Genomic DNA, 12,861 nt, shown 5'->3' with positions numbered 1-12,861 from the left:
GCGGGCGGCGCGAGATCGAGCGACGACAACACGCTGCCGACGAACGCGTCGCCGATACCTGTATGCACGGTCCCCATGCCTTGCGCATCGGCGGCGCCGAGGGCCGGCACGATGCTTTGGAGGTCCCCGCCGAGCGCGTTGATCATGCCGAGCCCATGCAAATAAACGGGTGGCGCCTTCATGCGGTCCTCCTGGATTCCGGTGGCATGCCGATCGGCGCAAGCAATACCGATACGGCGATGCCGAGCGCAAGCGTCGCGCCAAAACTTTTCAATGCGGGCATTGCGCTTATGCCGAGCATGCCGAACGACAGCAGCGTGGTGGCCGCGGACAACAATACGCCGGTCCATACCGCGCCGAGATTCGCGTCCGCACGCAGGCATCCTTCGCGCAAAAACACTGCGTAATTCGCACCGACGCCAAGTACGAGCATCAGCGCGAGCCAGTTGAAGAGATTTAGCGGAACCCGCGCATAGCCGAATGCCGCGAGCGTGACGCCGACGGCCAGCAGCACGGGCAGTGTCACCATGACGCCGCCGCGCATGCGGTATCGCAACGGCACCCGCTTTGCCGCGTCTGCGCGAGCCACTTCCAGCGCGGCATATCGCACGATCAGCAGAATCAGTACGAGAGCCAGCGCGCCCGCGAGCCACCAGCCGCTCTCCACGCGATAAGCGCCAAACAGCCGGGACACGCTCGCTGCCTTGTCGACGAACACGACGCCCGGCAGCGTCCGCGCGGTGTCGATCAAGGCACGCTCGTTGTGAGGCGTCACGCCTTGCGGAATGACGATCGCCGCATACGCGTTGCTGGATACATCGACCTTGCCGAGCCACAGATGCCGATACGGTTGCGACCACGGTGCGGCGAGCCACCGGTCGACGGTAAGAAGCGGTTGCGGCCTGGCTTGCGCGGCAATCCACGCGTCGGCGACGTCGTCCTTGAATCCGGCTTGCAGCAGCGTGCGTCGCAATGCGGCGGGATCGTCGAACACATGCTGTGCGAGCAACGCCCGGGCTTGATTCTGCTGCTGTGCGGACGGCACGAATTGCGCAACCGATTGATAACCGCCGACCTTGTTCGCCGTGCCGTTCAGTGCGTCCAGTTTCGTGCCGAGCGCTTGCGCGCGCTGCAACACGACCTCTGCCGTCTCGCCACGCACCACAAAGAACTGCGCGCTGTTATCGACGCCGACTGCCTCGCGCACCTTGTGCTCCTGCGCGACGAGCGACGGATCGCGCTGGATCAGCAGATGTATATCGTCGTCGCTGGTTAGACGCAGCCAGCCGGGAATTGCGGCAATCAGCAACAGCATGGCGACGAACTCTGCGCGCTTGCCGCCGATCGTGCGATGCCACACGCTCAGCAAGTGCGCCGCGCTCTCGAAAAGGCGCTGCGGACTGCGCTTCGGCGCATCGGGCAGCAATGCGGGCAACAGCCACATTACCGACGCGAACGCCGTCACGATGCCCGCCATCGCAAAGCATGCGATCTGCTTGAGCGCGGGAAACGGCACCCACGCGAGAATCGCGTAGCCGAGCAGGCTCGTGGCGAGCGCGACCGACAACGCGGGACGCACGGCGCGCGCGCCTCGCCGCGCGTCCCAATTGCGGTTTGCGTCGAGATAGACGACAAAATACTGGATCGAATAGTCGACCGCTTCGCCGATCAGGCTCGCGCCGAACACGAGCGTCAACAGATGCAGCTTGCCGAATACGAGCAGCGTGAGCGCGAGTGCACACACGATGCCGAGCGCGGTCGAAACAAAGCCGAGCAGCAGCAGACGCGGCGAGCGGAACACCCACATCATCAGCAACGCAATGCCGACGAGCGATGCAACGCCAATCAGATGCACTTCGCGCTCCGATGCGCTGCGCGCGGATTCGGCGTAGAAGACGGCGCCGGTTCGCGCCACTGAGACGTCGGGGAACGCCTGCTTCAGCGCGCTCTCGCCCCGCGCAAGCGCGGCCAGTACCGCGCGTTGGGTTCCGGTTTCGTAGGCGGAGCCGGGCAATGTCGCGACAATCAGCACGCTTGTCGCATCGCTTTGATGCGATACCAGCAGTCCATCCTCCAGTTCGAGGTTCGATGTCGCAAGCGGCAGATTGTCGAGCCAATGTTCGAGCCAGCCAAACGGATCGTCGGACAGCGATGTCGTGAGACCGCCGCGCAACGGGCTGTAGATTCGCTGCGCGAGCGCGTCATGCAACGTCGGACCCGATGCACTACCGCTTACGATTGCCACGCGGTCAGCGGGCGTCAGCAAACCGAAGCGATACGGCAGATACAGCGCGCCGATTTGCGACAGATCGAACGGCGGCAACTCCGCCGTCACCGAAGCGAATGCACCACTCTTTTGCAGCGATGCGCCAAGCTGTTTCGCGGCCGCTTTTGCGTGCGCATCGTCGCGACTCGTGACGAGGAAAACGGTGCGATCGCCAAGCGCGCTCGCGAGCGTATCGACGGCTTTCTCGGCGACAGGGTCCGCTTCTGTCGCGGGCAACAGCGCAAGCAGATTGGTCTGCAACGGCGACGGTCCCGCGAAACGCCAGCCGCAATACAGCCCCGCGACGAGCGCGAGCAGCAGCCACGCGGCGCGCATGCCCCATGTCTGTCTCGCGGACCTGGGTTGCAGCAAGTCCATTACGGCATCCCGAGCAGGCTGCGTTCGGCGGACGCAGGTTCGTTGACGGCCTCGCTCTTCGTGAAGTCGAGTTGTGTCGTATCGCCGTTAGCCAGCGCAACGCGCAAGCTTTGCAGATAATCGCCTCCGCTCATCTGCAAGCCTTTGACGGATTGCGCGATCTGCGGCTGGTTCGGCGTGAGTTGCATGCGCCAGTGCGCAGCGCTGCCTTCGGCCCGCACGTCGAATTGCGAATACAGCGCGGACAGGTCGCCGCCGAGCATTGCGCGCATCATCTTCGAGACTTGCGCGACGCCGCGCGCGCCTTGCGCGCTGTGTGTCGTGACGCGCTGGCCGTTGGCATCGAATTCGGCGACACCTGCATCGGTGATCACGTACGTGGCCTTGTACGGCGTGGCGATTTGCCAGATCACGCCGCGCTCACGCAGAAACAGCAATGAGCCGGTGCTGACGAGCGGCTGTTTCATCGCGGCAAGTGTCTGCGTTTGCGTGAATTGCGCACGCACGCCATTCGCCGCCGCGAGATGCGAGGCAATCTGCGACACCAGTGCCGGATTGCCGTCGGTAGGCGCCGCATGCGCCGGGCAAGCCGCAGCGAACAGCGCGCCTGCCACCAGAACCGCACCCAGAGCGCGCGTTAGCCGCGCGCCGCCAGTTATCGTCCCCATACCCGCTCCAGTTTTTCGAAGACGACCGGCGGCGACACGAACTGCAGTTCCTGCGTGGCCGCATGCACGGCGACCTGAATCGTAAAGCCCTTGGTGAGCCGCGTGCCGGATGCGCAATCGACGATTTCATAGCCTATTTTCATGCGATTTTCGTGTTCGAGCAGTTGCGTACGCACGTCGATCTTCTGACCGTAAGTGGCCGGACGGACATACTTCAGATGCACTTCGACGATCGGCCACAGATAACCCGACGCCTGCATTTCGCGGTAGTCGTAATCGAACGCGCGCAACAGCGCCGCTCGGCCGATCTCGAAGTACTTCAGATAGTGACCGTGCCAGCACACGTTCATCGCGTCGACGTCGTGGAACGGCACTTCGACGATCGCGCTCGCAGTCAGTACGTTATGAGTTGTGCTCGCGCTCATCCCTGCGCACCTCCGCGATAGTCGTGCAGCAACTCGCCTGCGGCGATCCGCGCTGTCAGCGCGCGCAGGTCGGGTTCGAGCGCGCGGTCTTCGTCGACGAAACGCGATTGCGCGCCGACGTGTTCCATGAACGTTTCCAGCGGCGCGGGCACCGGCGTCGCGCTGTCGATTCTCAGACGCAGCCGCGCCGCCTGCACCGTGGCGAGTGCGTGCGCGGCGGCCACCTGTTCGGTCAGCTCCAGCACGCGCAAGCAGTCGCGCGCCGCGATGGTGCCCATGCTGACCTTGTCCTGATTGTGAGCCTCGGTCGAACGCGAGAACACGCTCGCTGGCATCGTGTTCTTGAGCGCCTCGGCTGTCCACGCGGACGACGAAATCTGCACGGCCTTGAAGCCGTGATTGATGGCCGCGCGCGCGGGCGCCGCGCCGGTCAGGTTGCGCGGCAAGCCATTGTTGAAATTCACGTCGACAAGCAGCGCCAGTTGCCGGTCCATCAGATCGGCGAGATTGGCGACGGCGACCTTTAGCGAATCCATCGCGAACGCGATATGGCCGCCGTAGAAGTTGCCGCCGTGCAAGACGCGCTCGCTGTCCGGATCGATCAACGGATTGTCGTTCGCGCTATTCAACTCGTTTTCAATGTCGCGACGCACCCAGCTCAACGCGTCGCGCGCGACGCCGATCACATGCGGCGCACAACGAATCGAATAGCGATCCTGCAAGCGATGGCCGGGCGTATCGTCGCGCCCGTCGAGATCGTCGCGAATCCATGCGGCGACTTCGGCCTGGCCGGCATGCGGTTTGACTTCGAAGAGCGTGGCGTCGAAATGCGCGGCGCGGCCGTCCAGCGCCACTGTGCAAAGCGCAGTCAGGCGCGCGCTCAGCCGAGTCAAATGATCGGCGCGCACGAACGCGAGACACGCGAGTCCGGTCATGACCGCCGTACCGTTCATCAGCGCGAGGCCTTCTTTGGGCGCGAGCGTGAGTGGCGTCTGCCCGAGTTCGCTCCACACTTCGCGGACGTCGCGCAGTCGTCCTTCGAACACGACTTCGCGTTCGCCCGCGAGCGCCGCGGCGACATACGACAGCGGTGTGAGATCGCCGCTCGCGCCGACCGAGCCTTCAGCGGGAATGCGCGGCAGTATCCGGTGATTGACGAGGTCCGCGAGGCGTTCGAGTAGCACCGGACGCACGCCGGAAAACCCGTACGCGAGCGAGTTGAGGCGCGCGGCGATGACCGCGAGCGTCTGTGCGTCGTCGAGATATTGGCCCATACCGCAGCCGTGATAACGCGTGAGTTGCAAGGGCAACGCTTCGACCAGTTCCATCGGTACGTCGACCACGCAGGCATCGCCATAACCCGTGTTGACGCCGTAGACGGTTGCGCCTTCCGCGAGATGCCTACGCAGAAAATCCGCGCCGCGTTGGATGCGGGCGCGCCACGCGGGGTCCGCGTTCAACGCAACCGGCGCGCGATGCTGGGCGATTGCGACGACCTCTTCGATACTCAGCTTGCGCCCGCCGATCACGACCGGGGCCGCGTTGCCGCCGCGATGTATAACCGCATGCGCGCCGGCTTCCGGCGTGTCGATCAGATCATGTTCGGCCATTCGCGCCTCGCTTGGGGCTGGCCCAGAAATCGAAGAAGTTGAACCATTGATAAGGGGCCTTGCGGCAGTAGTGTTCGAGACGTACGGCATAACGCTGGGCCCAGGCTGCGAGATGCTGCGTGCGGTCGCGGCGCGGCAATTCGATGCGCTCCGCGAAGGGCTCGAAGTAAAGACGGTAACCGTCGCGCTCTTTCAGGCAGAAGAACAGATAGACGGGACAGCCGAGCGCATGCGCGAGCACATACGGGCCTTGTGCGAACGGCGCCGTTGCGCCTAAAAAATTCGCCTCTGTCGTGCGTCCTGCTTCATGCGCGGGCACGCGATCGCCGACAATCACGAGCAACTCACCCGCATCGACACGCTCTTGCATCATCATCGCGGTGTCGGGCCCGAAGTCGGCGACTTCCAGCAAATGCCGCGCGAACCCGCTATTCGCCGACGCGAGCACGCTGTTGAAACGCCGCGCATGCTCGGTATAGACGACCGCGGTGACTTTCGCATACGCGCCCTGCGCGGCGAGCGCACGCGTCATCTCAAGATTGCCCAGATGCGCGCCGATCACCAGCGCGCCTTTGCCGCTCGCAACCAGTGCTTCGAACGCCGAAGAGTCGTCGAAGCGGACATCGGAATCATTGACGCGGCCAGACCACGCAGCGAGCTTGTCGAAGCCCGACTGCGCGAAGGCCAGCATATGACGATACGCGGACAGCCAGCCGGGCCGTGGCGTAGCGCCGTTCGGCGCGGCCTCGTGCAGACGCCTGAAGTAATTGGCCGACGCTTCGCGAGCCGCACGGCCCGTCAACAGAAAATACGCGACAATCGGATGCAGCCACAGCGCGGTGAAACGGCGGCCGAACAGCTTGCAACTGAGCGCGAGTAACGACATGCCGAGGTGACTGCCGCGTTCGGCGATACGCCACCAGTCCTGTGCGCCGGGCTCGCTTTGCACGTCGGCAGCAACGGCGCGCCGCGGCATGAACTTGTGCGCGATCAGCATCGGCAGACGAAGCAGCATGCCGCACACGAGCCGCGTATGACTGCGGCTGATACGCACGTTGTCCCACAGCACGTCGAAATGCGAAACGCCGTCGCTCGCATAGGTGACACGTGTGGGGATGGAACGAAACGCGGCGCGCCGCCAATGGAGGCGAACCAGAATTGCGATGTCGAAGTCCATGCGCGTGGGCAGTTCCACGCTGTCGATCAGCTTGCAGGCCAGCGCGAGCGGATACAGGCGAAAGCCGCACATCGAATCCCAGATGGTCAGCGAAAGCGTTTCGATCCACACCCACACATGCGTCAGATAACGGCCGTAGAGGCGGGCTTTGGGCACGCTTTCGTCATAGACGGGACGACCCAGAATCACCGCGCCCGGCTCGGCGCGCGCAGCTTCGAGGAAGCGCGGCACATCGGTGGCATCGTGCTGGCCGTCGGCATCGATTTGCAACGCATGCGTATAACCGGCGTCGCGCGCGGCGCGCAGACCCGCCATCACGGCTGCGCCTTTCCCGCCGTTGACCGGCAGGCGCAGCAACGTAAGCTGCGCCCCGCGTTCTCGTGCGAGTTCGGCGAGCACCTGCTGGGTCGCTTCGTCGCTGCCGTCGTCGACGACAAAAATCGGCAAGCCGTGTACCGCGAGATGCTCGACGGTCGCGCCGATCGCATCTTTGTGGTTGTAGATCGGAATGACGATGCAGGGAGCGAAGTTCGTCAAGCGTCCTCCCGATACACGATCACGCCGGATGCGCAGTCGCGCTCGTTGAACCGGTACGCGAACTGCACGCGCTGACGCGCGGCATCGTGTGCGAGCGTTAGCTTGAGCACCGCGCCCGGCGAAACGGGCGCCATGAATTTCAGACGATCGATCGACGCAACGCCGCGCACGCACGGCAGTTGCTCGGCGGCGAGGCGGATTGCCCAATGGACCTGGACCACGCCCGGCAGAATCGGCAGGCCGGGAAAGTGGCCGGCGAAATGCACCAGCGTGGCGGGCACGCGCAACTCGTAATGCAGCGTCTCGCCATGGTGGCCGCCGCGTGCTTCAGCCAGCACTTCGACGCCGTCGGCGCGCGGCTCGAACGCCGCGGCGACAGCGGACACCGGCAGCTTGCCGCGTGCATCGAACGGCAAAGCGAGACGGAAGCGCCAATGGCGCGGCAACACGACGGCATCGACATAATCGGCTAGATGCCGCCGCAAATTCTGCGCGAGCAGCACACGTCCGTCGTCGCGTAACGCGTCATTACCGGCGTCCGTCAACGCGACGACAGCGCCGACGCGCTCGCGCGCGCCGCCTTCGAGCGGCACGATCGCCGCTTGCGCGACCCACGGGTGCAGGGCGAGACGCGCTTCGAGTTCCGGCAGCGACACGCGTGTGCCGTCGAGTTTGAGAACGCGATCGAGGCGGCCCAGCAAACGGAAGCGGCCTTGCGCGTCAAACTTGATTTTGTCGTCGGTGCGATGCCAGCCGCTATGGTCGAGATGCGGCGAGCGCACGTTGAGCGCGCCGTCCTCGTCGCAACGCACCTCGATGCCGGTCACGGGTTGCCATGCATCCGTCCGATCCTGGCGGCGCCACGCAATGCCGCCCGTTTCCGTGCTGCCATAGATTTCGAGCGGCGCTGCGCCGTAGGCCGCGGCATATGCCTGCGCGGCTTCGAGCGTGAGCGGACCGCCCGACGAAAAAAACGCGCGGGGCGCAGGCGTCAATGCGACGAAGCCCGGCAACGCGGGCCAACGCGACAACTGCGCGGGCGTCGACACGATCACGGCCGCACCGCATCGCGCGATCTGCGTTTGCAGATGCAGCGGTTCAATGCTGAGTTCGCGGTCGAATGCGCGGCCCGCGGCAAGCGGCCACATCACGCGGAACAGCAGGCCGTAAATGTGGTGATGCGGCACGCTCGCGAGCATCGTTGCATCGCCGACCAGCGCGCCCCACTGCTGTTCGAGCGTGTGCACTTCGGCGTTGAACTGCGCGAGCGTTTTGCGGATCGGCTTCGGACGGCCGCTGCTGCCTGACGTATAAAGCGTGAGCGGGGCTTGCGGGTCGATGCGTGCGTTCAGCGCCTGCGCGGGCGCATCGGTTTGCGCATGCGGCGGCAAAGCGGCGTTGGTCAATACGACGTCGTAGGCATCGGCGAGATCAGCGAGATAACCGGGCGCCGCATTTGCGGGAATCACCGGCTCCTTGCCGGATGCAAACAGCGCGAATAGCGCGCACGCGAAGTCGAACGGATCGTCGATACATAATGCGTAGCGTTGCGCGGCGTGCGATTGAACGACCGCAGCCAGCGTTCCAACGCGTGCGCGAAAAACCGCGCGGTCGAACACCGCGCCGCCATCGCGGCAAACAGGCGCGGCGGACGCGGCTGCGTCAAGCGGCGCCGACAACAGATCGTGCAGCGCGATCATGTCGCCTCCGAACGCGCGGCTCTCGGCAGCACGACGAGGTAACGCCAGATGACTTCCGCGATCAGCAACGCACCGATCAGCACATACGCAATCGCGCCGTTATAGAGCGACCAGCTCGCGCGGCTCCAGTAGAGCGCGGTATAGGCGGAAAAAGCGCCGTTTAGCAGAAAGAACACACACCACATCTGAGTAACGCGCCGCGTATGGCGCACTGCGCCCGCCGGCAGATTCGGGTTGCCGAGACGCGCGAATTTTTCGATCATCGACGGCCCGCGCACGAGCGTCGCTCCGAATGCGATCAGCAATCCGAGATTGACGAGCGACGGATAGACGCGCAACAGCAACTCGCTGTTGGTCAATACGATGGCGGCCGACGCACAGCTCAGCAAACCCACCACCGTCCAGTCGATCGGGGAAAGGCGGCGCAGCGAAGCCGCAACGGGACCGCCGCCGGCCCAACGCTGCAGCCACAGAATTGCAAACAGCATGCAGCCGACATAACGTGGCGCGTCCCAACGCCATGCGCACAGGATCAACGCTGGATACGCGAGCTTGACCAGTACCTGCACGACTGCCTTCACCCAGTTGCGCTCAGCCGCGGACCAGGCAGGCGCGGCGCGCTCGTCGGGCGCCGGCGTGCGCGAACGCGCTGCTGGCATCAGCCTTGAGCCGCCAGCAGCGATTCGACCGCGCCCATCACGTCGCCGACCGTGCGCACCGACTTGAACTCTTCCGGCTTGATACGGCGGCCCGTCATTTCCTGCAGCTTGATCGCGAGATCGACGGCGTCGATGCTGTCCAGATCGAGGTCTTCGAACAGGTGCGCATCGGGCGTCACGCGTTCGGGCTCGATTGCGAAGTTCTCCTGGAAGATGGCGCGGATGCGTTCAAGAATCTCTGCCTCGGACACGGTTTATTCCCCTTTTTTGTCAGTTTCGTTCGCAACCTGCGCCGCTTCCCGCTGGCTCGCGACCAGCGCGGCCAGCGTGCTGATCGAGCGGAAGTGCTCGCGCGTACGTTCATCGTTTGCGGCGATCGTCAATTGATATTGTTTGCGCAGCACGATGCCGATTTCCAATGCATCGATCGAATCGAGACCGATACCGTCGGTATCGAACAACGGTGCATCGTCGTCGATATCGGCGGGGCTCAAGTCTTCCAGGTCGAGAGCTTCGATCAGAAGCTGCTTAATTTCCAGTTTTAAAGAATCCATAGTCGAACAGGTGCTGAGTCATGTGTGCTTCGACGGCGCTCGTCACGCTGCGCGCAGCAAGAGCCGGTGTAGTGTCGTCTGCCGCGAGCCGGTCGACGCGCAATGGATCGAGTACGTTCACGCGCATGCGAAACGCTCGCGCCGGCACGTCGTACCAGCGCATCTGCTTGGTGAACGCGGGCGGGTCGCAGTCCATCAGCACCGGCACGATCGGCGTGCCGGCCTTGAGCGCCATATGCGCGAAACCGCGCGAGAACGCATGCAGGCGGTTGGGTGCGGGGCTGCGCGTGCCTTCCGGAAAGATGATCATGGTGTAGCCCGCGGCGAGCTGCCTCGCGCCGGCTTCGACAAGTTCAGCGGGGTCGGCGTTGCTCACGTATTCCGCCGATCGCACGATGCCCCAGAAACACGGGTTGCTCCAATGCGCGTTCTTCACCACGCAGCACGCATGCGGCGTGAGCGAGAGCAGCACCATCACGTCGAGATAAGTGGGGTGATTGGCCACCACGATCGATGGCTTACGCGCGCGCAGCGCCTGTGCGCCCGTCACTTCGAGTTCCATCACGCCGATCCGCTGCAAGACGGCGACGAGCGCGCGGAAGAACCAGTGGATCACGCCAGTCACGGCAAACTGCCGCGACGCCCGATGCGGCCACAGCCACGCAAGCGGAAACACCAGCACGGAAAACAGCGCGCCGCAGACGCCGAACACGCCCAAAGCCATGCCGGTGGCGAGGAATCGCCAGCTGTAGTCAAGCCGCGCGGTCATGCCACTCCCACTGCCAGAAGGTGCCGGCGCGTTGCCAGACAGCGGATTTGCCCGTATCGAGACAGTGCAGCAGCGCCTGGCTTTGCGTCGCGAAGCGAGTTACGGGTTCCGTCCGGCCGGCTGCTTTGTCGGCTGCTTTGCCGGCTGCTTCCAACGCCGCGCTCGTTGCGCGTGGTTCAGCCTGCTGCGCGTGGTCCGCGTCCACCGATGCGCGCTGCGAGCACACCAGATGCCCCGTCGCACTTTCACTGTTCAGCAGGATCGCGATCGCTCCGCCCTGCACTTCATCTTCGATTGTTCCGTAGGCCGGGTCGGCCGGTTCGTCCGCGTAGACCAGAAGCACCGCCGTGCCGGGCTGAGCGGCGTACTGCGCATAGGCTTCGAGAAGCGCATAGCCGAGCGTTTCCGGCCCGGCCGAAATAGCGCTCGCCGCCGAGCGATCGCCGCGCGCGATGCCGAACACCCCGCTCATGGCGTTGAGTACCGAAAGACTGAAGGCGGTGGGCGACACCGGCTCTGCCGCGCTGATGTTGCGCAAGATATCCGTCGTGCGCCGCAACTCGCCGTGACGGGACGCGAACACAGTACGCACGCTCGACCTGTCGGCGGCGCAGTCGTGGGCCACTTTCAGCGCGACTCGTGACAGCGTGCTCAGGCGACGCCGCACCATCGGTTCGATGAATCCGACGTCGGGCGCGGCGGCCGCAAAGGCAGGCCAGGAAGACCAGCGAGCGACCGGAATTGTCCAGTGCAGATCATGCATGTTGGTTATGGGCCCGAAGCCTAGCAGCGCCTGCCAGTGCGGCCGACGAGCGCCCGGCCACATACGCCGCGTCCGGCGAACCGCCGATTGGTAGTTTTTTCATAGACTCGAGGCACTTTCGATCTAACGGCACGACGCAGCAACTCTTTAGAGGAACGCAGCTTCGTTCGGCCGACTGTCGAGTCGGTGCGGCGAAATGATACAGGTCCTTACGGCCGAAATCAGCACGACAGGAAGGTTTTGTTGGAATTGCCTTACAGGAACAGCATGGATTGTTAATAGCGGAAGGGAACAGGTGCGCGCCGATCCGCTGCATTCTGCGCCGGGCCTCGATCCGCACCGGCGTTTGACAAATCAGAATGTCAACCACGTCGAGCCGATGCGTTCGTTCCAAACGAATGCGGCAGGCGCATGTGCGAAGGCCGAGCATCGCTTCAGTTAATCTTGCCCGGCCCAGCTCGCAGATTTACCCAAATAGGGCCGAATGGTATTGTTTGCGCTGCATCGTAAAATCCGTTAGTCCCTGCAGCAAACCGGCACGCAACATGAAGCGATCGAATCCACCGCTAACGGCGCAATCGCGGGCCGCTGACACGCGACGCTGGCCGTCCAACGGATATCCGCCGATGACCGTTGCAACGATCGGCTGGCACTGCACCGCGCTGGCTGGATGGCTCTTCGCTCCTTCGATGTGGCCCGCGTGGCTCATTAGCGTCGTGGTTAGTCACCTGATCGTGGTCGCCGTCGGGTTGTGGCCGCGCTCAAACCTTCTGGGAACGAACTGGACCCGGCTGCCTGAAAGCCGGTCGAATACCGACGCTGTAGCGCTCACGATCGACGACGGCCCCGACCCCGTAGTGACGCCAAAGGTCCTTGATCTGCTCGATCGGTACGGCGTGCGCGCCACGTTCTTTTGCATCGGCTCGCGCGCGGCTCAGCACCCCGCCATAACGCGTGAAATCATCGCGCGCGGTCACGCTATCGAAAACCACTCGCAGAGACACGTTCACACATTCTCTGTGTCGCTGCCGCACCAGCTGACGAACGAAATCGACGCTGCCCAACGCACCTTCGAGGCGCTGACAGGGGAAAGGCCCGTCTTTTTCCGCGCACCCGCCGGCCTCCGCAATCTGTTCCTGGAACCGGTGTTGCAGCGCCTGGACCTCCGACTGGTCGCGTGGACTCGGCGAGCGTTCGATACTCGCGAGCGCGACCCCGACCGTGTGCTCGAGCGGCTCGTTACCGGACTCGCGGGCCGGGACATTTTATTAGTTCACGACAGCGGTTCAGCATTGACGGCAAGCGGCGAACCTGTGGTGTTGTCGGTCCTGCCACATCTGATAGAAGCCGTGCAC

Annotated in this window: 12 protein-coding genes and 1 pseudogene; 1 reads left to right on the top strand and 12 read right to left on the bottom strand. The window is 64.1% G+C overall.

What is annotated here, in order from left to right:
* The 12 genes and pseudogenes from VGH68_RS14705 to VGH68_RS14650 form a co-directional block, all read right to left on the bottom strand.
* Positions 1-182 (bottom strand): annotated as a pseudogene (locus tag VGH68_RS14705) (beta-ketoacyl-[acyl-carrier-protein] synthase II); the annotation flags it as partial.
* Positions 179-2,644 (bottom strand): MMPL family transporter, encoded by a 2,466-nt coding sequence (locus VGH68_RS14700; RefSeq protein ID WP_331604374.1) that lies wholly within the window; start codon positions 2,642-2,644, stop codon positions 179-181. The gene VGH68_RS14700 and the pseudogene VGH68_RS14705, both read right to left, overlap by 4 nt.
* Positions 2,644-3,312, bottom strand: a complete 669-nt coding sequence (locus tag VGH68_RS14695) for an outer membrane lipoprotein carrier protein LolA (protein ID WP_331604373.1) — start codon at positions 3,310-3,312, stop codon at positions 2,644-2,646. The genes VGH68_RS14700 and VGH68_RS14695 overlap by 1 nt, the downstream gene beginning before the upstream one ends.
* Complete coding sequence (locus tag VGH68_RS14690) at positions 3,300-3,737, bottom strand: thioesterase family protein (protein ID WP_331604372.1); 438 nt, start codon at positions 3,735-3,737, stop codon at positions 3,300-3,302. The genes VGH68_RS14695 and VGH68_RS14690 overlap by 13 nt, the downstream gene beginning before the upstream one ends.
* Positions 3,734-5,347 carry an aromatic amino acid ammonia-lyase gene (locus VGH68_RS14685; RefSeq protein ID WP_331604371.1) on the bottom strand — a complete coding sequence of 538 codons (1,614 nt, stop codon included), beginning with the start codon at positions 5,345-5,347 and terminating at the stop codon, positions 3,734-3,736. Before VGH68_RS14685 ends, VGH68_RS14690 begins: the two co-directional genes overlap by 4 nt.
* Entirely contained in the window at positions 5,334-7,061 is a 1,728-nt protein-coding gene (locus tag VGH68_RS14680) for a glycosyltransferase family 2 protein (protein ID WP_331604370.1), read from the bottom strand. Before VGH68_RS14680 ends, VGH68_RS14685 begins: the two co-directional genes overlap by 14 nt.
* Entirely contained in the window at positions 7,058-8,761 is a 1,704-nt protein-coding gene (locus VGH68_RS14675) for an AMP-binding protein (RefSeq protein WP_331604369.1), read from the bottom strand. Before VGH68_RS14675 ends, VGH68_RS14680 begins: the two co-directional genes overlap by 4 nt.
* Complete coding sequence (locus tag VGH68_RS14670; protein ID WP_331604368.1) at positions 8,758-9,420, bottom strand: hypothetical protein; 663 nt, start codon at positions 9,418-9,420, stop codon at positions 8,758-8,760. Before VGH68_RS14670 ends, VGH68_RS14675 begins: the two co-directional genes overlap by 4 nt.
* Positions 9,420-9,671, bottom strand: a complete 252-nt coding sequence (locus VGH68_RS14665) for an acyl carrier protein (RefSeq protein WP_331604367.1) — start codon at positions 9,669-9,671, stop codon at positions 9,420-9,422. Before VGH68_RS14665 ends, VGH68_RS14670 begins: the two co-directional genes overlap by 1 nt.
* A 3-nt stretch (positions 9,672-9,674) precedes the next feature.
* Complete coding sequence (locus VGH68_RS14660; RefSeq protein ID WP_331604365.1) at positions 9,675-9,974, bottom strand: phosphopantetheine-binding protein; 300 nt, start codon at positions 9,972-9,974, stop codon at positions 9,675-9,677.
* Positions 9,949-10,743, bottom strand: a complete 795-nt coding sequence (locus VGH68_RS14655; RefSeq protein WP_331604364.1) for a lysophospholipid acyltransferase family protein — start codon at positions 10,741-10,743, stop codon at positions 9,949-9,951. Before VGH68_RS14655 ends, VGH68_RS14660 begins: the two co-directional genes overlap by 26 nt.
* Entirely contained in the window at positions 10,727-11,506 is a 780-nt protein-coding gene (locus VGH68_RS14650; protein ID WP_331604363.1) for a beta-ketoacyl synthase chain length factor, read from the bottom strand. The genes VGH68_RS14655 and VGH68_RS14650 overlap by 17 nt, the downstream gene beginning before the upstream one ends.
* Positions 11,507-12,051: 545 nt before the next feature.
* Here VGH68_RS14650 and VGH68_RS14645 point away from each other — a divergent pair.
* The coding region (locus VGH68_RS14645) for a polysaccharide deacetylase family protein (protein ID WP_331604362.1) at positions 12,052-12,861 on the top strand (810 nt) is incomplete at its 3' end.

The sequence above is a fragment of the Paraburkholderia sp. genome, from assembly GCF_036488505.1.
Lineage (GTDB): Bacteria > Pseudomonadota > Gammaproteobacteria > Burkholderiales > Burkholderiaceae > Paraburkholderia.
The sequence above is the reverse complement of the archived record's forward strand: the minus strand, read 5'-3'. Positions and strand labels throughout refer to the sequence as shown.

Excerpts from the sequence above, each read along its gene's own strand:
- VGH68_RS14700 (WP_331604374.1), bottom strand. The coding sequence starts at position 2,644 with ATGGACTTGCTGCAACCCAGGTCCGCGAGACAGACATGGGGCATGCGC.
- VGH68_RS14695 (WP_331604373.1), bottom strand. The coding sequence starts at position 3,312 with ATGGGGACGATAACTGGCGGCGCGCGGCTAACGCGCGCTCTGGGTGCG.
- VGH68_RS14690 (WP_331604372.1), bottom strand. The coding sequence starts at position 3,737 with ATGAGCGCGAGCACAACTCATAACGTACTGACTGCGAGCGCGATCGTC.
- VGH68_RS14685 (WP_331604371.1), bottom strand. The coding sequence starts at position 5,347 with ATGGCCGAACATGATCTGATCGACACGCCGGAAGCCGGCGCGCATGCG.
- VGH68_RS14675 (WP_331604369.1), bottom strand. The coding sequence starts at position 8,761 with ATGATCGCGCTGCACGATCTGTTGTCGGCGCCGCTTGACGCAGCCGCG.
- VGH68_RS14670 (WP_331604368.1), bottom strand. The coding sequence starts at position 9,420 with ATGCCAGCAGCGCGTTCGCGCACGCCGGCGCCCGACGAGCGCGCCGCG.
- VGH68_RS14660 (WP_331604365.1), bottom strand. The coding sequence starts at position 9,974 with ATGGATTCTTTAAAACTGGAAATTAAGCAGCTTCTGATCGAAGCTCTC.
- VGH68_RS14655 (WP_331604364.1), bottom strand. The coding sequence starts at position 10,743 with ATGACCGCGCGGCTTGACTACAGCTGGCGATTCCTCGCCACCGGCATG.
- VGH68_RS14650 (WP_331604363.1), bottom strand. The coding sequence starts at position 11,506 with ATGCATGATCTGCACTGGACAATTCCGGTCGCTCGCTGGTCTTCCTGG.